This window comes from Peribacillus sp. FSL E2-0218 (assembly GCF_037992945.1).
GTDB lineage: Bacteria > Bacillota > Bacilli > Bacillales > DSM-1321 > Peribacillus > Peribacillus simplex_B.
Genome location: NZ_CP150304.1, coordinates 4116355 through 4139413, shown reverse-complemented (window position 1 = coordinate 4139413; position 23059 = coordinate 4116355). Strand labels below are relative to the sequence as shown.

Here is a 23059-nt window from a genome sequence, read left to right as displayed (position 1 = left end):
TGTGGTGTTTTATGTCGGGAGTAGGTATCAACTAATTCAGTTGAATAAGGTTTTTTAATCACTGATAAGTCAGTGGATTAAGTATGCCTTTTTTCACGGTGCAATTATGCATTTGTGAATGCCTACTTTAAGACTGCTTCCTTTTCCATAATTCGCGTAACATGTAGGTGTTACGGCGAAATTGCATGGTGGGATTTGTCCTATCATGCTTTTTTGTTGTAGATCAGGTTTATTTGACCTGCCTATTTTGTTATCGATTTTAGGTTCTTATCATTGATGAGGCCGTGCCCGCAGGAGCTTTCTACTCAAATGGCTTGTTCATTTGTAAAGGTAGGGGGGACTTTTGCGGGCATTTTTTGGATTTAAGGAGAAAATCACACTCATTCAAGGAGGATCATGCTATGAATACGATGACTTATGAAAAATTACAATATATCCAACTAAAAGAAATGGTGAAAAACCATTGTGTAAGCGGCTTAGGGAAGGAATTGTTGGATCGGCTTCAGCCAAGCGGCGTGTTGAAGGTTGTTAAGAACCGTTTGAACGAGACGACGGAAGCGAGGAACTTATTGAACGCGGAAAGCCATATTCCTTTAAAAGGCATTTCCCATGTTGGTCTTCATATCGACAAACTGGAAAAGGGAATGATCCTGGAGCCGAGTGAACTTGTGGCGATAGCCGACTTTTTGAGAGGCTGCCGGAATATCAAGACGTTTATGACCGATAAAGCGTTCTTTGCCCCAACCCTGCATTCGTACGCGCATTCGGTGACCGAATTAAGGAGCATCGAGGAAGAGATCCAATTCACGATAAAAGGGAATGCGGTTGCTTCGGAAGCCAGCAGGGATTTGAAGCGGATTCGGAATCAAATCAGCAAAATGGAAAGCAAAATAGAGGAGCGGCTGAATAAGTTCTTGAAGAGCGGGGCCAATAAAGAGTTCATTCAAGAATTCTTCATCAGCAAAAAAGATGATCGCTACACCATCCCGATCAAAGCCTCTTATAAAAACCAGGTGGCCGGAACGATCGTGGAGGTTTCGGCCAAAGGGGCCACCGTGTTCATCGAGCCAGCCACCGTGACGAAGTTGAATGCAGAATTGGCCAGCTTCAAAGCGGAGGAAGCGATGGAGGAGTATCAGCTATTGGCTACATTATCAGGCACGGTTTTCGAGCAACTGAAACCGATCAAAATCAATATCGAGCTCATCAGCCAGTATGATATGATCTTCGCAAAAGCCAAGTTCAGTAAAAGCATGGACGGGATTGAACCGAAAATCAATGGTCATGGGTATATCCGGCTAACAGGCTGTAAGCATCCGCTTTTGCCCGCCGAGAGTGTGCCATTGGATTTCGAAATCGGCCAGGATTATCGCAGCTTGATCATCACAGGACCTAATGCCGGCGGGAAAACGGTCGTCCTGAAGACGATTGGCATCCTTACGCTGGCTGCGATGTCCGGGCTTCATGTTGCCGGAAAAGAGGGAACGGAGCTGGCTGTCTTCGATCACATATTCGTCGATATTGGTGATAACCAAAGCATGGAAAATGCGCTGAGTACGTTTTCGTCGCATATGAAAAACATTTCGGAAATCATGCTTGCTGTGTCCAATAACTCGCTGCTGCTTTTCGATGAAATCGGGAGCGGAACGGAACCGAATGAAGGCGCGGCTTTGGCGATTGCGATACTGGAGGAGTTTTATCAAAAGGGATGCATCACCGTTGCGACGACCCATTATGGGGAAATCAAGCGCTATTCCGAAATTCACAGCGACTTCATGAATGCGGCGATGCAGTTTAACAGTGAAACATTGGAGCCGAAGTATAAGCTGCTGATCGGTCAATCCGGCGAAAGCAATGCCTTGTGGATCGCGAAAAAAATGGATATACGCCAAAAGGTATTGCAAAAAGCAAAACACTATATTGACAATAAAGACTATAACTTGGAACGTGTCCAGGAAGGAAAAATCAAAAAAGCGAAAGCCGAAACCCCTTCCAAAAAAGCCTTACCCCAATTTGACATCGGTGACAAGGTAAAAGTAAGCGGACTTGACGGATATGCGATCGTCTATAAAAAGAAGGATTCATTCAATCATGTCATTGTCCTTTTCGAAGATGAATTCAAGGAAGTTCATGCAAATAAGCTGGAGCTTGAAATAAAAGCCGCCGACTTATATCCGGAAGGCTATGATCTGAACGCCCTATTCGTCAGCTACGAAGAAAGGAAGCTGGATCATGACCTAAAGCGGGGGTCGAAGAAAGCCTTAAGGAATGTCGCGGCGGATATGCGGAAGAAGCTAAACGAATAAACAACGTTAGGCAGGGGCTCTTTGTGGATTCATCCTTAATTTAACTTTATTTCCCGTGTATATCGTTACCTGTAAAGGCGATGTGAGAAAAGACTGGGAAATCAAGTGAAATCCTAAAATAGGGATTGGGCGTAGATAGGAAAGGTATCAAACAAACAAAAAATTTATGGAAGAAGTGTTAGTAATAAGCAAATTTACTGACTATTAAATTTGATGGAAATGAACGATAAAATAAGAAAGGTGATGCAAACAGCCTCCGAAAAGGTTGATTGTATCACCGGAATCTTTAGCTTTTTGAATGATCAAACATCTTTAAAATAAAAATGGCACTTAGAAAAAGGACTGGAATTCCTACAATAAAATAATAAATACCTTTGGGCATATACATTTCATAGAAATATAAAAATAAGACCACCCAGAGAAATAGGATAAAATATTTGGTTAAATTTTTCATGAATAATTCGTCATATCTCTTTTATCGTATTAGTTTACTACCAAATTTAATCTCCCTCATTTTTCTTTCCTCTTGTGAATTTGAGCGATTAAGATAAATATCAAACCTAAAATAAACAAGGAGATAAATAAATGGAAAGACTTTATATATCTGAGCGGAAATAATCCTGCAGCAAACAAGGATATTCCAGCCAGAATATAAAATGTCAGGACCTTACTATTCATGATTCCTCCTAATAAGTACTAGCTTTGCTGACTCCACTATACATGTTTTTTCAATTGCTGGGTTCCTAAAATGATCGGTACCGTTTCAGATATGGTACGCCCTCCAATGATGTGCTGGGCTGAGCGCAAAAACAAAATTCGACAAAGATTTCAAAGCTGTTGTAAGATGAATGAAAAAGCCAGAAATGGAGGTGATGAGTTGGTTCATTTATTACCGTCGCTGTTTGAAAAAGTGGGGATCATCGTGATTGCTGCGTTCCTGCTTTCTTATATGAAGCCGTTTCGGCAAATGATCGGCCATGAACATCAAATGTCAAAGAAAATCATGCTCATCGTCCTTTTTGGAACATTCGGCATCATTAGTAATTATACGGGGATTGAAATCGGAAATCATGAGATGCCCGTGGGAGATTGGCACACCGAAATTGCGCCAGAAAATGCGATTGCCAACACCAGGATCATGGGTGTCGCCATCGGCGGCTTGCTTGGGGGGCCATTCGTAGGCTTGGGGGTCGGTTTGATTGCTGGCCTTCACCGTTATACTCTCGGCGGTTTTACAGCAGGGGCTTGTGCCGTGGCGGCAATTTTGGCTGGCGTCTTGTCAGGTTTTTTAGGAAAAAGGCGGCAAAGGCATGGAAGGATCACCCCTTGGTTTGCCCTCCCGATTTGCATGGCCCTGGAAGCGATCCAAATGGTCATCATCCTGGCAACGGCCAAGCCATTTGAACGGGCCTGGGAGCTCGTTCAGGTAATCGGACTTCCGATGATTTTCATCAATGGCTTTGGCACGTTACTGTTCATGCTCATCATTCAATCGATTACGAGGGATGAGGCCCGGACGCGGGCGGTGCAGACGAATTTGGCGTTCCTGATTGCGGATCAGACATTGCCTTATTTCCGCCAGGGCTTGAATCAAAGCTCCTGTAAGAAAATTGCCGAGATCATCCTTGGGCTGACAGAAGCCGATGCCGTGGCCATAACCAATCGGAATAGCGTACTTGCTCATGTGGGGGCAGCTTCCGATCATCATGTCCCGAAGGAGGGAATCGCGACGGGTATAACGAAAAAGGCTCTTGAGCAGGGTGAGATCATCGTCGCGAAAACAAGAAAGGATATTTATTGCTTTCAAGATCAATGTCCATTGCAAGCAGCGGTCGTGCTGCCCCTTCAGGTCCAACGGAAGACGGTCGGGACGTTGAAGATGTACTTCAAGCATCCCGATAAATTAAGCCAAGTGGAACAGGAGCTGGCTGAAGGGCTGGCCAAGCTTTTTTCCACCCAGCTGGAGCTCGCTAAAGCGGAAATGCAGACGGAGTTATTGAAAGATGCTGAAATCAAGGCCTTGCAGGCACAAGTCCATCCGCATTTTCTGTTCAACGCAATCAATACGATTTCCGTTTTATGCCGGACGGATGTGGAGAAGGCAAGAAGCCTATTAATGGAGCTAAGTGCTTTCTTTCGCAGCAACCTCCAAGGCGCAAGGCAAATATTGGTGCCGCTTGAAAAGGAATTGGAGCATGTCCATGCATACTTATCGCTGGAGCAGGCCCGATTTCCGGATAAATATGAAATCGTTCATAACATAGAACCAAGTCTTAAGGAGGTTCCACTGCCTCCATTCACGCTGCAGCCGCTCGTTGAAAATGCCATCCACCATGCCTTTTCGCAAATGAGAAACAAAGGTGAAATCCTCATTGATGTATCTTTTCAAGAGGCGGCGATGTGCATAACCGTGAAGGATAACGGAAAAGGGATTTCAAGAGAGAAATTAGCTGAATTGGGGAAGCGGACTGTCAAATCGCCGAAAGGTACAGGAACGGCCCTTCATAATATCAGTGAAAGGCTGGAGGGCATCTATAAGGGCCAGGCCAGCCTCTCGATAGAAAGTGAAGCGAATGTTGGAACAGAAGTGAAAATAACCATACCACTCAACGAAAAAGGAGCATATGACAGCGATGTTGAAAGCATTTATCGTAGAAGATGAACCCCTCGCAAGGGATGAATTGAAATACCTTCTGAAGAGAAGCAGGCAAGCTGAAGTCATCGGTGAGGCAGAAGGGATAGAAGGGGCCATCAGGGATATCCCCAGCTTAAAGCCGGATCTTGTTTTTATGGATATTGAGCTGGCTGACGGCACAGGCCTGCAATTGGCTAAACAATTGGCCGGGCTTGACCCAGCACCAACGCTCATTTTTGCCACGGCTTATGACGAATTTGCCCTTCAGGCCTTTGAATCGTATGCATTTGATTATCTATTGAAGCCCTTTAATGAAAAGCGAATACGCCAAACATTGGACAGGCTGAACAAAGTGCGCAAAGCAGGGGAGCGCGAAACCAGGACAAAGCCGCCGCATCGCAATGGGGCGGAGCAGACAGGCAAACTGGCTGTTGAAATCGATGACCGGATCGTTTTGATCGACCGGGATTCGATATTATTCATCGGGCTCATTGAAGGAAAGACAATCATCAAAACGGAAGAAAATGAATATAAAATGGGCGATCCGCTCATCGTGTTTGAACGGAAGCTTGACCCACGCTCGTTCTTACGGGTGCATCGCGGGTTTATCGTCAATGTCATCCATATCGCCGAGATCCAGCCCTGGTTCAATTCGACGTATAATCTCATCATGAGCGACGGATCGAACATACCCGTGAGCCGCACATATGTAAAGGAGCTAAAGCAGCTTATTGGTTTTTAAAATTTTCATAATTCTGCATTTTAGTATCTTTATATTGCAATCCAGCCCTCATTATCTGCATTGTAGCTTGAAAACCCTTTGCATCCGCTTACATCGTGATATCATCAGTCTACGATGTAAGAAATAGAGGGGGTTTTCAAAATGAATGCGGTTTCAATCGTCATAGGCTCGATTTGTATATTAATGATCGCTTACCGTTTATACGGGACATTCATAGCACGGAAAGTACTGAAGCTGGATGATTCCAAGCCGACTCCGGCTCACGCATTGGAAGATGGAAAAGATTATGTTCCGACCAATAAATGGGTGGCATTCGGCCATCACTTTGCCGCCATCGCAGCGGCAGGTCCGCTCGTCGGTCCGATTCTTGCGGCACAATTTGGTTATTTGCCAAGTTTGCTATGGCTATTGATCGGGGCTGTCATCGGCGGAGCGGTCCATGATGCCGTCGTGCTGTTCGCATCGATGCGTAAAGACGGAAAATCGCTATCGGAAGTGGCCAAGGAAGAACTTGGACCGGTCGCAGGCTTCTGTACAGGACTTGCCATGCTTTTTATCATCACCATTACGATGGCAGGACTTTCTATGGTCGTCCTGCATGCATTGGAAAATAACCCATGGGGAACGTTTGCTGTCGGGATCACGATTCCCATCGCCATGGGAGTCGGGCTGTACCATAAAAAAACAGGCAATTTGAAAGGCGCGACCATTGTCGGCTTCGCGCTCATCATGGCTGGGATCTTGCTTGGTCCGAACATTCAAGGAACGGCCCTTGGTGAACTATTGACACTCGAAGCAAGCACGCTGGCCCTCATTTTGCCGATTTATGCTTTCTTTGCAGCGGCATTGCCTGTGTGGCTGCTGCTTGCACCGCGCGATTATTTAAGCACCTTCATGAAAATTGGTGTGTTTGCCGCTTTGATCATCGGCGTGTTCGTGGTGAATCCAGAGATCCAATTTCCGGCATTCACCGAATTCGTCAATGGCGGAGGCCCGATTGTCGCCGGTCCTGTGTGGCCATTCATTTCAATCACGATTGCCTGTGGGGCGATTTCAGGATTCCATGCATTTGTCGGCTCCGGTACAACGCCAAAAATGCTGAACCGCTGGAGTGATATCAAATCCGTCGGTTTCGGGGCGATGCTTGTGGAATGTGTCGTGGCCATCATGGCATTGATTGCGGCAGTCTCCCTGCAGCCAGGTGATTATTTTGCCATTAACTCTTCACCTGAGGTCTTTCAAACATTAGGCATGGAAAAAGTGCACCTTAATGAGCTAAGCGAAGAAATCGGCATTAACCTTGAAGGACGGACAGGCGGGGCCGTAACCCTTGCTGTCGGAATGACCTATATTTTCACGGAGATTCCCTTCTTTGAAAAATTGGCTTCGTTTTTCTTCCAATTCGTCATCATGTTCGAGGCGGTGTTCATATTAACCGCGATCGACTCGGGGACACGTGTGGCCCGCTACTTGATCCAGGACTTCTTCGGCGAGTTCTATAAACCATTGAAGAAAGTCGATTGGCTGCCCGGCAACATCTTCGCCAGTGCATTAGCCTGCTTCATCTGGGGCTATCTGCTCTATTCCGGGGACATCGGATCGATCTGGGCACTATTTGGCGTATCCAACCAGCTCATGGCTTCGATCGGCCTCATCATCGGGGCGACCGTCGTCTTGAAAATCGCCGACAAGCGCTGGTATATGTGGACATGCCTCGTGCCCCTCGCCTACCTATATGTAACGGTTAATGTAGCAGGATACTGGATGGTGAAAAACGTATACTTGAACCCGGACGCTGCAGGCTTCAGCATCCTGAATGGAGCATTGTCGATCATCATGCTATGCCTCGGCTTGGTCATTCTCATCTCCGCCCTAAAAAAATGGCGCGAGCTCTGGAAAATCCCGCAAGCCGAACTACTGAAACAATCAGCCTGAAAAAATGATATAACCTAAAAAAGGAAAGTATCAATACCCCCAAATTTGTTAATGATAACAAATGAGGAGGTGTAATACGATGGCTAAAGATGTTCTATGTGAGGTAAACAACTGTGTACATTGGCATTCTGGAAACAAATGTAATGCTGAAGCTATTTATGTAGTGAGTCATAAAGGGAATCATGCATCAAATAGTAAAGAAACGGATTGCAAAACATTTGATCCAGGAGTTTAAAACCTCGGGGGGGAACCATCAACTGGTTGCCCTTCTTCTTTTTTATTATTGATAATAAAAATCATTTTCATTCAAGGAAAATGAAATTCCTTTTATTTTTCTTCCTCACTTCGTAAGATTGAGCGATACATCGGGAGGTTTGATCGATATAATCGTGAATGAAGCAGCTTTACTTTACTTTTGAAATGGTCAGCCCGTCACCAAGTGGAATGAGTAATGACTCCAAGCGAGGATGATTGGCGACAGATTCATTGAATTTCTTCATGAATTCAGTATAATGCTTAGGTTCAGCTTCCTGATCTGCGACACTGCCTCCGACAAGGACATTATCCATGACGATTAAAGCACCCGGTTCTGCCAGCTCTATGCAATGGTGAAGGTAATTTTCATAATTGTCCTTGTCAGCATCTATAAAGAAAAAATCAAATTTCCTGTTATCACGAACAAGTTGTTCAAGGCTTTGCAGTGCCTCTCCGGTCATATACGTTACTTGATCGCCAAAGCCAGCTTTTGATAGATGGCTTTGTGCCAAGGCTGCGTAATTTTCCTTTAATTCAAGGGACGTTAATTTCCCTTCGCTGCCGAAGCCCCTGGCCAGGCAAATTCCGCTATAGCCCCCAAGAGCACCTATTTCCAGTACATGTTTCGCACCTGATATGGATACAAGCATGGTTAGGAACTTCCCTGATGAAGGAGATACCGATATGGAAGGCATCCCGTTATCTTTTATCGCAGCCACGACTTCTTCCAAAAGCTCATCTTGGGTATGAAAAACTGAATCGATATAGTGGTTAATTTGTTTCATTCTGAACCATTCCTTCCTCATCATGATTGATGGCTTCCTTTTCTTCACTTTCTTGTATTTCAAATAATTGTGTGAATTCGTTGATTAACATATCGATGGCTTTTAACTCACCGACTAAGATTTGATTAATGGATTGAAACTCTGGTTTGTCTAACTGTTCCTTAATGGTTGAACGTTTAAGCTTCATCATCTCTAGAAAAGCGAGAGCCCGTCCGCGGCGAAACGTTTTTGGGCCGCGATGGTGTGAACCATGTCCTTTTCCTCTGTGATGTCCATCTTTTTTTAGATCCTTCATTTTTTCATCTCTCATAGCATTCCTCTTTCTGTATACAAACGTATACATGTTTTTTCTTGTTCTAACTGTATACTTATGTATACAAATTGTCAATGAATGAACAAGAAATCCCACTAAAATATGTGTAAAAGCCAAATTCGCGAGAAGGGCTACATTGGGGAGTAAATATACCGAATTAGCGAGTAAAGTCGTCAAACTCGCGAATAAAGCTCCGATCCAGTGAAAGAGAGCACTAGTCTTCCGGTAAAAAGAACATGCACTGATAAAAGTGTGTCCAAAATGTGAATTCGTTAATTAGAAGAGAAAAAAGTACTTACATCCAGAGAATTTTTTTTGGTATAGTTGCAAATAGACCGGTTGGTACAAAGAGAAGGAGGAGGCTTTCGGCTATGGGTACAAATCGTTGCCGAGGTCCTGCAACGATTTTTTTTCGGGAAATGTAAGAAGCTTTTGCAGATGTGTTCAGAGACATCGGGTTTGCGATGGCTATCAAATATATTGAGGGAGTTTTTAAAAAGTGAATAAACAGGTAAAAACAGGGCCGATAATGGCGGCTCTTTTAGTCGCGGGGTTTGTCGGGCTATTCAGTGAAACCGCATTGAACATCGCATTGGGTGAATTAAGCCATATTTTTGATGTAGATGCGACGACCATCCAGTGGCTGGCTACAGGCTACTTTTTGACACTCGGCATTTTAGTGCCGGTAACAGGAATTTTAATGCAAAAGTTTACAACACGCCAAATGTTCATGGCGTCTTTATTTTTTTCAATTGTCGGTACGATTGTCGCGGCTGTCGCACCAGAGTTTAGTGTGCTATTGGCGGCACGTGTGATACAGGCAGCTGGACTGGCGATCATTTTGCCGTTGACGCAAAATGTCATCTTCACGATTTTCCCGCCGCATAAACGTGGAGGGGCAATGGGGATCATGGGATTGGTCATCTTAGCGGGTCCAGCCTTCGGTCCTACCTTGGCGGGGATGATTTTGGATACGTTATCGTGGCATTTCATATTCTGGTTTACGCTACCGTTTTTATTATTTTCGCTTATTTTTGGCTATATTTTCATTCCGAATGTTAATGAAATCCGAACGGTTACAATTGATTTCTTGTCGGTTGTGTTATCGACGATAGGCTTTGGCGGTATTGTGTACGGGGTAAGCGCAGGCGGCGATCTCGGCTGGGCGAATACGACGGTCATGGGCACAATCATCGTTGGGATCATCGCACTCGTTTTGTTTGCGTTCCGTCAAACGAAGATGGAAAACCCGCTGTTGAATTTACAGGCATTCAAGTACCCACTCTTCGTGCTGGGACTTGTGATGAACATGATTACGTTCTTCAACATGTTATCGATGCTTGTTGTGCTGCCGATGTATATGCAAATGGCGTTAATCGTCTCGGCGTTCGCCACTGGCTTGATCATGCTGCCAGGCAGTTTGTTAAACTGCGTATTCGCGCCGATCATCGGGCGGCTATTCGATAAATATGGCCCTCGTGCCATCATTATGCCTGGGACGATATTGGTTGCGATCGGATATGGGCTATATGCCATGTACGGAACGGAAACGGCACTTTGGATCGTGGCAGTCACGCATATCGTGATGATGCTTGGCATTGGCATGGTCCTTGCTTCCGTCCAAACGAATACATTGAATGCCTTGCCAAGACAATTCTATCCAGATGGTATCGCGATCACGCAAACCTCCCAGCAAGTATCGGGGGCCATAGGCATTGCAGTCATGATATCGCTTTTCTCTGCGAAGCAAAGCAGCTATCTGACTGATTTCGCAAATGACCTGCCAACAGCTGCTGCTACGGGATCATCACTTGTATTTAAAGTCAGTTTACTGCTTGCCGGCGTTAATGTGGTGCTTTCATTATTCATGAAAAAACCGTCTGGACATGGAGTATGAGAGTATGATTGTCTAGTAGACAAAAGGTTTCGGTCACTCCGAAACCTTTTTTTATTTTTGAGTGGACGTACTCAGCCCTCGAACGGATGACTTCGTTGCCTTAAGCATGGTTGCAGGATTGTGCACAAAAAAATGTAGAGTATAATATTGTGCAGTCGATGTGACAACAAACGAACTCAGAAACCGTTCATTTCTAATGAGAAGTGAGATATTGTAGAGGAAGGGAGAGGGAATGAGCATGTTTTTAGATGAAAGAAGCGCCCATTTATTAAGGCTATTGCAGCATTCGCCAATTTCGAAAATGAAAGAGCTTGAAACACAAACCGGTTTGACGAGAAGGCAAATTCAATATGCCCTGACTAAAGCGAATGATTGGCTGCAATTTCAAGGTTATGAGCCGATTCAATTCAGCCGTGAAACGGGTTATTCCTTTTCTGGAACAATCAAGGATGAAGAATTGAATGTTAAGCTGACAAAACGCAATTATATATTTTCAGAGATGGATAGAGAAAGAGTTTTTTACCTGCTGATTTTGTTAAGCGAGGAGGAACTGTCCGTCTACCATTTCCAGTCACTTACCGGAATATCACGCAATACGGTGTTGAAGGATTTAAAGCGGTTAAAGGAAATACATAGAGACAAGGCGCTTAAAATCCAGTATTCGAAGCAAGAAGGATATGTGGTGAAGGGAGAAAGCCGGGTTAAACGATATGTCATCGAACATCTGGTGCATGATGTGCTGAACAGCCCGAATCGCGAGCCGATCATGGAGTGCATCTGGGGGAGATACGAAAGCCGGATCATCGCCATTCGGTCGCAGCTTGAAAGGGTCGAGCGTGAATTGGGCATCACCTTCACCGATGAACGGCTCCATGAACTGACGTATTTGTTTTTATGCACCGATCAGCTCATTGGAAAAGGGGAAGCGTTATTGGCAGACCCAAGCTGGGAGCCATTTGTTACGACTGACGAGTACAAAATGGTCGAGGAAATGACCAAAACGGATGCCTTTCAATCGGCATGGAGTGAAACGGAAAACCTATATGCGACTTTACATTTATTAAGCATGAATCGTACGAAGGACATATCGCCTCTAAAGGATGATGAGATCATTCAACAGCTATTGGAGGAGATCGTGGAAGAGTTTGAAAGGTTGGCTTTTGTTCACCTGAAAGACAAAGAGCAGCTATGCCAACAACTATATGTTCATTTTAAACCGGCATATCATCGCCTGCGGTACGGTCTCCCGCAAATGAATCCGATGACCGGCCGGGTCCAGAAGGTATATCCTGAGCTGCATCATTTGACAAAGAAGTCGATGTGGGTGCTGGAGAAGGAGCTGGATTGTCCGGTATCGGAAGAGGAAGTGGCCTACTTCACGATCTATTTTGGCGGCTGGCTGCGCAGGCAAGGAACGACATTGGATGATCGAAAAAGAGCGATAGTCGTTTGTCCGAATGGTATCGGTATCAGCAATATCCTCATTTATACATTGAGGGAGCTGTTTCCCGACATTTTGTTCCTGGATGTTCTGTCCGTTCGAGCTGCGGCCGATTACACACTCTCATATGACCTTGTCTTTTCAACCGTCCATATGCGGACGAACGCGACATTATTCGTCGTGCCACCCATTCTGGAAATGCAGGATAAGCATACATTGCGCCAGCAGGTGATGCAGCAGCTGTACGGATATACGGCGGAAAGTGTCGATGTTGCAGCATTATTGAAGCTCATCTCCAAGTATGCCACCATCCATGAACAGGATCAGCTTGAAAAGGCACTGCAGTCGAAGATGTATGATCGTACACCAAAAATTACTCAATTTTCATTAAAGGAGGCAGAGAAGCCTGTGTTAGAAGAACTGCTCAATATGCAAACCATTCAATTACAGCCGCACGTTTCCGATTGGAAGGAAGGCATTCAGGTAGCGGCTAAGCCTCTCGTGGATCTGGGAACCGTCGAAGATCGATATGTGGATGCCATGATCGAGGCGATAGAAACGAATGGTCCTTATGTAGTCATCACTCCCGGGGTGGCCATTCCCCATGCACGGCCGGAGCAGGGAGTCCGGTCCTTATCGATGAGCTTATTGAAGTTGGATGAAGCCGTCGACTTTGCGCCGGATAAACCGGTACGCTTGATCATCATTTTGGCTGCGGTGGATAACGATTCCCATTTGCGCGCATTGATCCAGCTCACTCAATTATTGAATGAACCAGCCAATATTGAAGAAATCCTGCGAACTTCAGACAAAGAGATCCTTATGGAGTACGTTCATAAATATTCGAAGGAGGAAGCGGAATGAAAAAAATCATGGTAGTATGCGGGAACGGATTGGGCAGCAGCTTCATCATGGAGATGAATGTGAAAAAGGCATTGACGGAAATGGGGAAGACGGCGGAGGTGGATCATACGGATCTGGCATCGGCCAAAACGGTTCAGGCGGATATATTCCTCGGTGCCGCGGATATTGTCGGTCAGCTGGATGATGGGACGCGTACGATCGTCACATTGGAAAACATGATGAGCATTCCGGAAATCAAATCTAAATTGGAAGTCCATATCGGATAAAAGGAGAGATTGATATGAAAAAAATCATGGTAGTATGCGGGAACGGATTGGGCAGCAGCTTCATCATGGAGATGAATGTGAAAAAGGCGTTGACGGAAATGGGGAAGGCGGCTGAAGTGGATCATACGGATCTGGCATCGGCCAAAACGGTTCAGGCGGATATATTCCTCGGTGCCGCGGATATTGTCGGTCAGCTGGATGATGGGACGCGTACGATCGTCACCCTGGAAAACATGATGAGCATTCCTGAAATTACATCGAAATTAGCTTCACATCTATAAGAAGAAAAGATAAAGAAGAGGGGGAGAGGCAATGCTGGAGCTTATCATGAATGACATCTTGGGTACACCATCGATACTGGTCGGGCTGTTTGCGCTAGTCGGCTTGCTGTTACAACGGAAAGCTACTGCGGATGTTGTATCTGGAACGCTAAAAACCGTTATGGGCTTCATCATCATTGGAGCGGGTGCGGCCGTACTCATTGGCGCCCTTGATATATTCAGCCAAATGTTCGATCATGCCTTTAATGTTCAAGGCGTCATCCCGAATAACGAAGCCATTGTTGCCGCGGCACAAAGTGATTTTGGGACTTCGACTGCCTTGATCATGGTTTTTGGGATGGTCGTCAATGTTTTACTAGCACGCTTCACGCCATTTAAATATATATTCTTGACGGGACACCATACCTTATTCATGGCTTGTTTACTTGCTGTCACCCTATCGGTCGGTGGGCTTGACGGCGTTGCGCTCATCTTTGTTGGTTCCATTCTGTTGGGGGCATGCATGGTGTTGTTCCCTGCGCTCCTTCAGCCATACGTGCGGAAAATCACCGGAAGCGATGATTTTGCCATCGGCCACTTCGGGACGATCGGATATTTCGTTTCTGCAACCGTCGGAAAATGGTTTGGCAACAAGGAAAGAACGACGGAGCAAATCAAAGTGCCTAAATCGTTGGGATTCTTGAGGGACACATCGGTCGCTGTCTCCCTAACCATGACGATTTTCTTCGTGATCGTCGCATTGTTTGCCGGGCAGGATTATATCGAAACAAAATTATCCGGCGGCTCGAACTTCATCGTATTTTCTTTCATCCAGGCAATCACATTTGCAGCCGGCGTCTACATCATTCTTGCAGGGGTACGGATGCTGATTGCCGAGATCGTCCCAGCCTTCAAGGGGATCGCGGATAAAGTCGCGCCAAACACAAAACCTGCGCTGGATTGTCCGACCATCTTTCCATTCGCACCGAATGCCGTGATCATTGGGTTCCTATTCAGCTTTATAGCTGGGTTATTGTCGATGTTCCTTCTTCCGGTAATCGGACTGAAGGTCATCGTTCCGGGACTCGTTCCCCATTTCTTTACCGGGGCGGCAGCGGGTGTGTTCGGAAATGCCACAGGCGGCAGGCGCGGGGCGATGCTCGGATCATTTGCCAACGGTATCATCATTAGCTTCCTGCCGGCGATCCTCCTCGTCTTCCTAGGGGATGTAGGATTTGAAGGAACGACATTCGGTGATTCCGACTTCGGCGTAGTCGGTCTCCTGATTCTAAGTGTGATGAAGCTGTTAGGATTATCCTAACATGTTATACTGATTTATGAAGAAAAATAATGGAACGAAACCAGCAGCCTATGATCTATATGAGAGTGGGCTGTTGGCATTTCATGATCAATTCTGAGGTGATGTAGATGACGATTGAAGCAATCGTGCTGGATTTGGATGGCACGACATTGAACGAAATCAATACGGTGAACGAAACACTGATCCAGTACATAGGGGAACTTAGGGAAAGGGGAAAGCTGGTGTTCATTGCAACGGGAAGGACGCTGGAAGAATTGAAGGACGTTGTGCCGTCTCATATGCTCGTCGATGCCATGGTGACCGCGAATGGGATGTCCGCATTCATTGAAGGCAATCAGATCATTGAACACGCCCTGCCGCCACAACTTGTGGAGCGATTGGTTGCGAAAGCGGGAGCGGAAGAGATGTATTACGAAGTGCATCCGAACGACGGAGCACGAATGACGTTAAAAAAAGATAAAGGCTATATGGTTAAACAAGGAATGGTGCAAAAGCCTGCTACAGTCGAGGAGAATGAATGGCTCTCAAGACAGGAGGCAATGGAAGGGAAAATAAAATGGGTGGAACAAATGGATACTGACAGCGTCGCCAAAATCTACTTTTTCAGCAATGACATCCATACCATGGAGAAATGGATAGCCGAGCTGGAATGGATCAAGAAGGAGCATGCTTTCACAACAGCATCCTCGACCCATCATAATGTGGAAGTGACCGTGGAGGGCGTTTCGAAAGCAACGGGCGTTCAAATATTGCTGAAGCATTTTCAGGTGGAGCCCCAAAATATCCTCGCTGTGGGTGATGGTGAAAATGACCTTCCGCTCTTTAAATTCGCCGGACGCTGCATTGCCATGAAAAACGCCACTGATCTTGTCAAAGAACAGGCAGATGAAGTGACGGAGTATTCCTATAGAGAAGATGGCCTGTATCGCTTTTTGAAGGGAAAGTTTCAATGACCCATACTTGTTTGATCTGTGCCCATTTTAGCGATGGGCTTTTTTTTTGCTTCAAGGACGCCAGGACCGATTTCATAACCGGAAGAAAAATTTGTAATATTATGATATATTATAAGAGATGGAAATCGATTACCGTTCAGGTTGAAAAATATCTAGGTTTTTAGTTTTTCAGGATAACAATTTGTAAGCGTAGAAAGGATTTTATAAGTATGAAAAGATTGACGACAGAAGATGTGGCAAGAATTGCTGGTGTTTCACAGTCAACTGTTTCGAGGGTGTTGAATGACTATCCCTATATTAAGAAGCATACCCGTGAAAAGGTTCTGGCTGTCATTGAAGAACTGGGGTTCACAAGGGATGAAATTGCCCGAAGCCTTGTTGAAAAAAGAACGAAGTCGATAGGGTTGATATTGGGGAGCATTTCCAATCCGTTCTTTGCCGAAACGGCCGAGGTCATCATCGAAAGGGCCCAGCAATTGAAATATGATGTAATCGTATACAATACCGGTCATAAAGATGAAAACCTGGAGCAGGCGATTAATTTGCTGATTGGTAAGCGGGTGGACGGAATCATCCTCACAAGTGTGAGTAAAAACTATACTGAAAAAATCAAGAAATTACATGATAATGGATTTCCGGTATTATTATATAATAGCTTCCTGGATATCGAGGATGTGAACTTTATCGTCATGGACAATAATAAAGGGGCGAGGGTAGCCGTCCAGCACCTATTGGGATTAGGACATGAAAAAATTGCGAAAATATCCGGGCCTTCCAAATACTTAGCGACTTATGAACGAACGATGGGCTATAAACAAGAGCTTACGGACAATGGATATGCAATCGATGACGATTTGATTTTCAGTAGTGAATTTTCCTATGATAAAATTTATTCATTCACGAAAAAACTGCTGAAGAAAAAAGACAGGCCGACAGCAATCATCGCCGCATCCGATCAAATGGCCCTCGCCGTTTTAGGTGCAGCCTCCAGCCTCGATATGAAAATCCCGGATGATTTGTCCGTTGTCGGGTTTGATAATATAAGGCTAGCTTCCAATGAATTCATCGGGCTGACCACCATATCGCAAAAAATGGATGAAATGTCGTTGACGGCTTTGGAGAAACTGATATATCTAATTGAACATAAAGAAGAAGAAGCAGCGGCATCGATCCAAATATTCCTTGAGCCTGAATTGATGATCCGCCGTACAACGGGACCCGCCCCAAAACAAGACTGAGTGTCATGACCGGCTTTGGGGTGGTCCTCAAGTATGTTTGTTGAAAATTTCTTCGTAAAAAAATAATCTAACTATTTACAAAAGTCGGAAAGTTGTATATATTTTAGTTTGTAATCGATTAAAACACTGCATCCCATTTTTTGAATACGTATTCAAAGGCAAATGCTTCATTCCGGAATTTACAAAAATCTCTTCGATGAGATAAAGATGGGTGATAGATTGGACATTAATCAAATATTTCATTTAAACGGTAAAGTGGCGATCATAACCGGCGCAAGTAAGGGGATCGGCAAAGATTTGGCCAAAACCCTTGCGCAGGCCGGGGCCCATATCGCCATAGTTGCCCGCAATAAAGAGCAACTCGAAGAAGCTGCACATGAAATTGAACGAATCGGTGTGAATGTTTTACCCGTTCCTTTTGATTTAACGAAGGTGGAAGATACGGCACAGATGATGGACGGAATTTACAAGCATTTCGGTCAGCTCGACATTTTAATAAATAACGCAGGAATTAACGTGGCAAAGCCAGCGGAAGAGTTAGCACCACAAGATTGGGATAAGGTGTTGGACATTAATTTAAAGAGTGTATTCTTCACGAGTCAAGCAGCAGGCAAGTATATGATCAACCAGAAAAAAGGGAAAATCATCAATATGTCCTCGCAAATGGCGTTTGTCGGCTATTACAAGCGGGCAGCCTATTCCTCCAGCAAAGGGGGAATCACCCAGCTTACGAAAGCGCTGGCAATAGAGTGGGCGCCCCATCAAATCAATGTCAATGCCATAGCCCCGACTTTCATAGAGACACCGATGACAAAGCCGATGTTTGCAGATGAAGCCTTTAGACGCGAAGTATTGGGGAGGATCCCTCTTGGCAGGCTTGCCAAATCGGAAGACCTATTCGGAGGTGTGCTCTATCTGGCATCACGAAGTTCGGATATGATGACGGGCCAAACCTTGGTGATTGATGGCGGGTGGACCGTCTGGTGAGTTTTTTTGAATACGTATTCAAAGGAGGATGAAACATGTCAATTAATCAATATAGGCATCATATGAGCCATGATTTTCGAATGCCTGCCGTTTTCCGATTCGGTGCCGGGGCATTTGCAACATTGGTGAAAGAAATAGAAACGCTTGGTTCCAGGAAGGTGGCGATCGTTAGTGACAAAGGGCTTGAAAAGGTAGGCGTAGTCCAAAGAGTGGTCGATTTGATTGAACCGCTTTCCATTCCAACCGTCACGTATACGAATATTGCCGGCGAGCCAACGTTTCAGCTATTGCAGGATGCCGTAGAAACGCTTCAAGCCGAGAATTGCGACTTGATCATCGGGATTGGCGGGGGAAGTGCGCTGGATGTCGCCAAAGCAACAGCCGCTTTATGCGGAAAAGACAATTTGGCTCCCTATTTAAATGGGGAGGAAACGATCAAATCGAGAATGGTGAAATGCATCCTTCTGCCGACAACCTCCGGAACAGGTTCGGAAGTGACGATGAATGCCATTTTCGGCGATGAAGAGCAGCAAGTCAAAAGAGGGCTGGTAAGTCCAGTGTTCCTTCCTGATGCAGCCATCATCGATCCGGAGCTGACCATTTCCTGCCCGCCTCGAGTGACCGCGGCATCAGGGGTGGATGCGTTTACCCATGCGATTGAATCGTATATCGCCATCAAGTCGACACCGCTCACGAAGGTTTACTCGGAAAAGGCGATGAAGCTATTCACTTCGAACATTACGGGAGCTGTCCACAATGGAAGTGACTTAGAGGCGCGGATCGGGATGAGCTGGGTAAGCTCGCTTGCGGGAGTGGCCCTTGCCAATGCGGGGGTTGGGGCGGTGCACGCACTCGCCTATCCGCTAGGCGGAACATTCCATATTGAGCATGGAGTCGCAAATGCTCTCTTAATGCCATTTGTTTTCGAAGTAATCGGAAAAACATGTACGGAAGAAATGATTGAAGTAGCGACCTTTTTACAGCTGGGTGATTACAAATCACGACCGCATCAAGCATTGAAGGCAGTTGTTGATTACATGTATCAGCTTCTGGAGGATCTGGATTTACCAACATCGTTATCTGAACTGGGGATCGATGAAGGCTCATTACCGATGATGGCGGAACAAGCTGCTAAAATCGATCGCTTGCTATCGAATACTCCTTATAAGCTAAATGAACAAAAGATTCTTGGAATCTATCAAAGCGCCTTTAAAGGAAGGGAGGGAAACTAAGTTGATTGGTACAGATTCTAATAGAAAGAAATTATTCATCGGGGGCGAGTGGCTGGAAGGAAACAATCATTACGAGCTTCGGTCTCCTTTCTCCGGTAAGGTGATCGCACAAGTTCCTTTGGCAGAAAGGGAAACCGTTTTAAACGCGATCGAATGTGCCGAACGTGGTGCGAAGGAAATGAGAAAGCTAACGGCGCTTGAGCGTTCAACCATTTTGGAACGCGCAGCCGCACTATTTCAGGAAAGACTTGAGGAATGTGCATTAATACTCGCTAAAGAGAATGCCAAGCCATTGAAGGCCGCAAGGGGAGAAATCCTCCGCACGATCGAGACGTATAAGTTTGCGGCGGAGGAAGCAAAACGGATCCATGGTGAAACGATTCCGATGGATGCCGCTAAAAACGGCAAAGGCCGTTTCGCTTATACGAAGCGTGAACCGCTTGGCGTCATTGCGGCGATCACACCCTTTAACTTTCCGTTTAATTTAGCGGCACATAAGCTGGGCCCTGCGTTTGCTGCAGGTAACGCAGTCATATTAAAGCCAGCTTCACAAACGCCGTTAAGCGCAATCATGGCCGCGAAAATCTTTGAAGAAGCAGGCTTGCCTAAAGGAGCTCTCAATGTCGTCACAGGTAAGGGAAGCGTCGTCGGCGATGTTTTGGTCACTGATCCCAGAATTAAAATGGTTACGTTTACAGGAAGTGTCGACGTCGGTTTGGGAATCAAAGAAAAAGCGGGTTTGAAAAAAGTGACATTGGAGCTTGGTTCCAATTCAGCTGTCATCATAGACAGTGCTGATGACTTGGATGCCGTTGCAGCGCGTTGTGTCGAAGGTTCCTTTGCTTATTCAGGTCAGGTATGCATCTCGATCCAGCGAATTTATGTTCATGAAGATTTACATGAAGCATTTTTACAAAAATTCACTGAAAAGACGAAGCAGCTTAAAATGGGCGATCCGGAATCCGAAGATACAGACCTTTCCGCACTAATTCATATCAATGAAGCGGAACGTGTGGAAAAGTGGATTGAATTGGCTAGAATGGCTGGAACGGAAATCGTTTATGGCGGGCAAAGAACAGATGCAGTCCTTCATCCAACCATTATCAAAAATGCAAGGTCAACACAGGAAGTAAGCTGTCAAGAAGTATTTGCGCCAATCGTGTCAGTGAACGCCTATAAAACCTGGGATGAAGCCATCGACCTTGTCAATGATTCCTTATACGGCCTTCAAGCAGGGGTTTATACAACTTCGATGCCAAAAGCGTTCGATGCGGTCGAGCGGCTGGAAGTGGGCGGTGTCATCGTGAATGATATCCCATCATTCAGGGTTGACCATATGCCATATGGCGGTGTGAAAAACAGCGGCACGGGCAAAGAAGGGGTTAAATATTCAGTGGAGGAAATGACGGAATTGAAGCTTGCCGTCTTTACGCTTTGAATAAATTGAAATTTTAAAAAATAACGAAGATGGAAGGGGAAATTAAAATGACAGTACAAGAGCCAAAAGTGAAAAAAGCGGTAACGAATGAGGAAATGGAAAACAATTGGATCGTCCGTTTCGATCAAATGAAAGCAAAAGGAATACCGCTTATGTTCATCGACAGCATCATTCCAGGACATCAACGCCTCAACTATACATTAATCGGGGATACAGCAAGTGAAAATGATAACTTCACACCGGAGATTACGGAGCCGCATGGTTTTCAAATCGGAATGGTGAAGGCCCAGAAAGGCAACGGACCTGCTTACCATACGCATGACTATATTGAATCCTTCCTTCCTCTTTCAGGGAAATGGCGTTTTTACTGGGGAAAAGGACCGGATGAAATTGATGGTGAAACGATCATCGAGCAGTGGGACTTGATTTCCTTGCCGCCAGGTTTATGGAGAGGCTTCGAAAACATCAGTGAAGAAGATGCCTGGATCTTCGCCGTGCTTGAACAACATCAAGTATTTGATGGAAAAGACCCTTACTGGTCGCCAAAAGTGATTAAAGATGCTGCTAAATATGGCTTCCACGCCAATGAATTAGGAAAAATGATTAAACCGGATAACTTCGAAGAACTTGAAAAGGAAATCGCCGATAAATTGAAAATGGGTGAAAAATAAGCATGCAAAAGGTACCGCTCATTCTGCTTCCTGGAACGCTTTGTGATGAACGTTTATGGGAATCGCTGAAACTATCGGATCTTGCAGATGTAAAAGTATGTGATGTGTCCAAAGCTGATACGATCGAGGGCATGGCAAAGTCGGTATTGAAAGAGGCACCTGATCGGTTTGCCCTTGCGGGGTTATCACTGGGCGGCATCATCTCTCTTGAAATCATGCGAATCGCACCGGAGCGGGTCCTAAAGCTAGCGTTGCTCGATACAAATCCATATCCTCCCCAACCTGAACAAATCTCAGGCTGGGAGAGGCTCATCGAAATGGCCGATAACGGTCTATTCCTCGATATTACACACAACCACCTGCTGCCGGTGTTGATCCATCCAGACCGGAGAAATGATGAAGCATTGGTCTCAACGATTATCGAAATGGCTGAGAAAGTCGGTAAAGCAGGGTATATCAATCAGTTAAAAGCCGTGATGACTCGCTCTGACCAGCGCCCCATTCTTTCCTCCATTGAATGTCCGACCATGATTCTGACAGGAAAGGAAGACGTCGTGTGCCCTGTCCATATGTCTGAATTCCTGCAAGAAAATATCCGGGAAGCGAGACTGGAAATTGTGAATCATTCAGGTCATTTAAGTACGTTAGAGCAGCCAGAAAAAGTAAGTGCCTTATTGAGGGCTTGGTTATGGAATGAATACGCTTTGTAGAAAGTGAGGGAAGATGATGAAGAATGAAGTAAAGGAAAAAATAAAGCAAGGCGAACAGGTTCTTGGAGCATTTATAGGCATTCATTCACCGCCCTTAGTCGAAATGATCGGCTATGCCGGCTTTGATTTTGTCGTAATCGATGATGAGCATGGCGCCTTCAGTCCCACCGAGCTTGAGAGTATGATCCGTACGGCGGATTCATGCGGGCTTGTCCCGATCGTCCGGGTTTCCTATGACCCTTCCAGTATTCAAAAGGCCTTGGATCGCGGTGCAAAAGGTGTACAAGTACCGATGGTCAATACAAAGGAAGAGGCGCTTGATGTCGTGAGCAGGGCCAAATTCCCGCCATATGGAAATAGGGGGGTATCGTATTCGACGAGGCCCGCACGCTACGGAAAAGAAAGTGGAAAACCTTATTTAGATGAGAGTAATGAAAATGTTATGATAATTGTGCATATTGAAACGCAAACGGCAGCCAGCAACTTCGAAGCCATTGCCACAGTACCTGGAATCGACTTAGCCTTCATCGGCTCGACGGACCTCTCCGTGAGCATGGGCCATTCCGTGGAAGGGGCCAGTCACCCTGAAGTGCAAAAGGTCATCCATGGACTTTTCGAAAAAGCGAAGGAGCTGGATGTGCCGATTGGGACGGTTGCCGGTAATGGTGCTGCCGCTAATGGGGCATTTGACAAAGGTGCACAATACGTTGGGGTCATATTGAATAATGTGATTACCTCTGCGTTAGATGATGTCGTCTCGGCTAGCAAACCAGTGCAACCTATCAAATCATCTTGAAGAGGAGTTAATCG

20 protein-coding genes are annotated in these 23059 nt (G+C 45.5%); 18 read left to right on the top strand and 2 right to left on the bottom strand.

What is annotated here, in order from left to right; translation table 11 throughout:
- Positions 1–401 precede the first annotated feature (401 nt).
- The 5 genes from MHI53_RS19830 to MHI53_RS19810 all read left to right on the top strand — a co-directional run bounded on the left by MHI53_RS19830 (position 402) and on the right by MHI53_RS19810 (position 7853).
- Positions 402–2306, top strand: coding sequence for an endonuclease MutS2 (locus MHI53_RS19830; RefSeq protein WP_340372049.1), 1905 nt, complete (start codon positions 402–404; stop codon positions 2304–2306).
- Between the two features lie 877 nt (positions 2307–3183).
- Positions 3184–4968: a sensor histidine kinase gene (locus MHI53_RS19825; RefSeq protein WP_061140841.1), complete on the top strand. Its 1785-nt coding sequence runs from the start codon at positions 3184–3186 to the stop codon at positions 4966–4968.
- A complete protein-coding gene (locus MHI53_RS19820) occupies positions 4940–5683 on the top strand; it encodes a LytTR family transcriptional regulator DNA-binding domain-containing protein (RefSeq protein ID WP_061140840.1) in 744 nt (247 codons plus the stop codon). Before MHI53_RS19825 ends, MHI53_RS19820 begins: the two co-directional genes overlap by 29 nt.
- 141 nt (positions 5684–5824) lie before the next feature.
- Positions 5825–7618: a carbon starvation protein CstA gene (gene cstA, locus MHI53_RS19815; RefSeq protein ID WP_061140839.1), complete on the top strand. Its 1794-nt coding sequence runs from the start codon at positions 5825–5827 to the stop codon at positions 7616–7618.
- 79 nt (positions 7619–7697) lie between these two features.
- Positions 7698–7853 carry a DUF1540 domain-containing protein gene (locus MHI53_RS19810; RefSeq protein ID WP_064505156.1) on the top strand — a complete coding sequence of 52 codons (156 nt, stop codon included), beginning with the start codon at positions 7698–7700 and terminating at the stop codon, positions 7851–7853.
- Positions 7854–8022: 169 nt separating this feature from the next.
- Here MHI53_RS19810 and MHI53_RS19805 read toward each other — a convergent pair whose 3' ends face one another.
- Both MHI53_RS19805 and MHI53_RS19800 read right to left on the bottom strand, forming a co-directional pair.
- The gene (locus tag MHI53_RS19805) at positions 8023–8658 is read right to left on the bottom strand and encodes an O-methyltransferase (protein ID WP_340372048.1); all 636 of its coding nucleotides are present in this window, start codon (positions 8656–8658) and stop codon (positions 8023–8025) included.
- Complete coding sequence (locus tag MHI53_RS19800) at positions 8645–8968, bottom strand: hypothetical protein (protein ID WP_340372047.1); 324 nt, start codon at positions 8966–8968, stop codon at positions 8645–8647. Before MHI53_RS19800 ends, MHI53_RS19805 begins: the two co-directional genes overlap by 14 nt.
- A gap of 502 nt (positions 8969–9470) precedes the next feature.
- Here MHI53_RS19800 and MHI53_RS19795 point away from each other — a divergent pair.
- From MHI53_RS19795 to MHI53_RS19735, 13 genes are all read left to right on the top strand, one after another.
- Positions 9471–10868 (top strand): DHA2 family efflux MFS transporter permease subunit, encoded by a 1398-nt coding sequence (locus MHI53_RS19795; protein WP_340372046.1) that lies wholly within the window; start codon positions 9471–9473, stop codon positions 10866–10868.
- A 232-nt stretch (positions 10869–11100) separates the two neighbouring features.
- Positions 11101–13173: a BglG family transcription antiterminator gene (locus MHI53_RS19790; protein WP_340372045.1), complete on the top strand. Its 2073-nt coding sequence runs from the start codon at positions 11101–11103 to the stop codon at positions 13171–13173.
- Positions 13170–13439: a PTS sugar transporter subunit IIB gene (locus MHI53_RS19785; RefSeq protein WP_061140836.1), complete on the top strand. Its 270-nt coding sequence runs from the start codon at positions 13170–13172 to the stop codon at positions 13437–13439. Before MHI53_RS19790 ends, MHI53_RS19785 begins: the two co-directional genes overlap by 4 nt.
- Positions 13440–13453: 14 nt before the next feature.
- Complete coding sequence (locus MHI53_RS19780; protein WP_133350448.1) at positions 13454–13720, top strand: PTS sugar transporter subunit IIB; 267 nt, start codon at positions 13454–13456, stop codon at positions 13718–13720.
- A gap of 31 nt (positions 13721–13751) precedes the next feature.
- On the top strand, positions 13752–15020 hold the full coding sequence (locus tag MHI53_RS19775; RefSeq protein ID WP_340372044.1) for a PTS ascorbate transporter subunit IIC: 1269 nt from the start codon (positions 13752–13754) through the stop codon (positions 15018–15020).
- Positions 15021–15127: 107 nt separating this feature from the next.
- The gene (locus MHI53_RS19770; protein WP_340372043.1) at positions 15128–15973 is read left to right on the top strand and encodes an HAD family hydrolase; all 846 of its coding nucleotides are present in this window, start codon (positions 15128–15130) and stop codon (positions 15971–15973) included.
- Positions 15974–16182: 209 nt separating this feature from the next.
- Positions 16183–17211 carry a LacI family DNA-binding transcriptional regulator gene (locus MHI53_RS19765; protein WP_061140832.1) on the top strand — a complete coding sequence of 343 codons (1029 nt, stop codon included), beginning with the start codon at positions 16183–16185 and terminating at the stop codon, positions 17209–17211.
- A 207-nt stretch (positions 17212–17418) separates the two neighbouring features.
- Entirely contained in the window at positions 17419–18198 is a 780-nt protein-coding gene (locus MHI53_RS19760; protein WP_340372042.1) for a glucose 1-dehydrogenase, read from the top strand.
- Positions 18199–18233: 35 nt separating this feature from the next.
- Positions 18234–19430 (top strand): iron-containing alcohol dehydrogenase, encoded by a 1197-nt coding sequence (locus MHI53_RS19755; protein ID WP_061140830.1) that lies wholly within the window; start codon positions 18234–18236, stop codon positions 19428–19430.
- A 4-nt stretch (positions 19431–19434) separates the two neighbouring features.
- Positions 19435–20868 carry an aldehyde dehydrogenase family protein gene (locus tag MHI53_RS19750; protein WP_340373711.1) on the top strand — a complete coding sequence of 478 codons (1434 nt, stop codon included), beginning with the start codon at positions 19435–19437 and terminating at the stop codon, positions 20866–20868.
- 47 nt (positions 20869–20915) lie between these two features.
- Positions 20916–21539 carry a hypothetical protein gene (locus tag MHI53_RS19745; protein ID WP_061140829.1) on the top strand — a complete coding sequence of 208 codons (624 nt, stop codon included), beginning with the start codon at positions 20916–20918 and terminating at the stop codon, positions 21537–21539.
- Between the two features lie 2 nt (positions 21540–21541).
- Positions 21542–22249 (top strand): alpha/beta hydrolase, encoded by a 708-nt coding sequence (locus tag MHI53_RS19740; protein WP_061140828.1) that lies wholly within the window; start codon positions 21542–21544, stop codon positions 22247–22249.
- A 16-nt stretch (positions 22250–22265) separates the two neighbouring features.
- Positions 22266–23045, top strand: a complete 780-nt coding sequence (locus MHI53_RS19735; RefSeq protein ID WP_061140827.1) for an aldolase/citrate lyase family protein — start codon at positions 22266–22268, stop codon at positions 23043–23045.
- Positions 23046–23059: the final 14 nt, after the last annotated feature.

Coding starts and splice junctions, on each gene's coding strand:
- MHI53_RS19830 (WP_340372049.1), top strand. CDS start 402: ATGAATACGATGACTTATGAAAAATTACAATATATCCAACTAAAAGAA.
- MHI53_RS19820 (WP_061140840.1), top strand. CDS start 4,940: ATGTTGAAAGCATTTATCGTAGAAGATGAACCCCTCGCAAGGGATGAA.
- cstA (WP_061140839.1), top strand. CDS start 5,825: ATGAATGCGGTTTCAATCGTCATAGGCTCGATTTGTATATTAATGATC.
- MHI53_RS19810 (WP_064505156.1), top strand. CDS start 7,698: ATGGCTAAAGATGTTCTATGTGAGGTAAACAACTGTGTACATTGGCAT.
- MHI53_RS19805 (WP_340372048.1), bottom strand. CDS start 8,658: ATGAAACAAATTAACCACTATATCGATTCAGTTTTTCATACCCAAGAT.
- MHI53_RS19800 (WP_340372047.1), bottom strand. CDS start 8,968: ATGAGAGATGAAAAAATGAAGGATCTAAAAAAAGATGGACATCACAGA.
- MHI53_RS19790 (WP_340372045.1), top strand. CDS start 11,101: ATGAGCATGTTTTTAGATGAAAGAAGCGCCCATTTATTAAGGCTATTG.
- MHI53_RS19785 (WP_061140836.1), top strand. CDS start 13,170: ATGAAAAAAATCATGGTAGTATGCGGGAACGGATTGGGCAGCAGCTTC.
- MHI53_RS19780 (WP_133350448.1), top strand. CDS start 13,454: ATGAAAAAAATCATGGTAGTATGCGGGAACGGATTGGGCAGCAGCTTC.
- MHI53_RS19775 (WP_340372044.1), top strand. CDS start 13,752: ATGCTGGAGCTTATCATGAATGACATCTTGGGTACACCATCGATACTG.
- MHI53_RS19770 (WP_340372043.1), top strand. CDS start 15,128: ATGACGATTGAAGCAATCGTGCTGGATTTGGATGGCACGACATTGAAC.
- MHI53_RS19765 (WP_061140832.1), top strand. CDS start 16,183: ATGAAAAGATTGACGACAGAAGATGTGGCAAGAATTGCTGGTGTTTCA.
- MHI53_RS19760 (WP_340372042.1), top strand. CDS start 17,419: ATGGGTGATAGATTGGACATTAATCAAATATTTCATTTAAACGGTAAA.
- MHI53_RS19755 (WP_061140830.1), top strand. CDS start 18,234: ATGTCAATTAATCAATATAGGCATCATATGAGCCATGATTTTCGAATG.
- MHI53_RS19745 (WP_061140829.1), top strand. CDS start 20,916: ATGACAGTACAAGAGCCAAAAGTGAAAAAAGCGGTAACGAATGAGGAA.
- MHI53_RS19740 (WP_061140828.1), top strand. CDS start 21,542: ATGCAAAAGGTACCGCTCATTCTGCTTCCTGGAACGCTTTGTGATGAA.
- MHI53_RS19735 (WP_061140827.1), top strand. CDS start 22,266: ATGAAGAATGAAGTAAAGGAAAAAATAAAGCAAGGCGAACAGGTTCTT.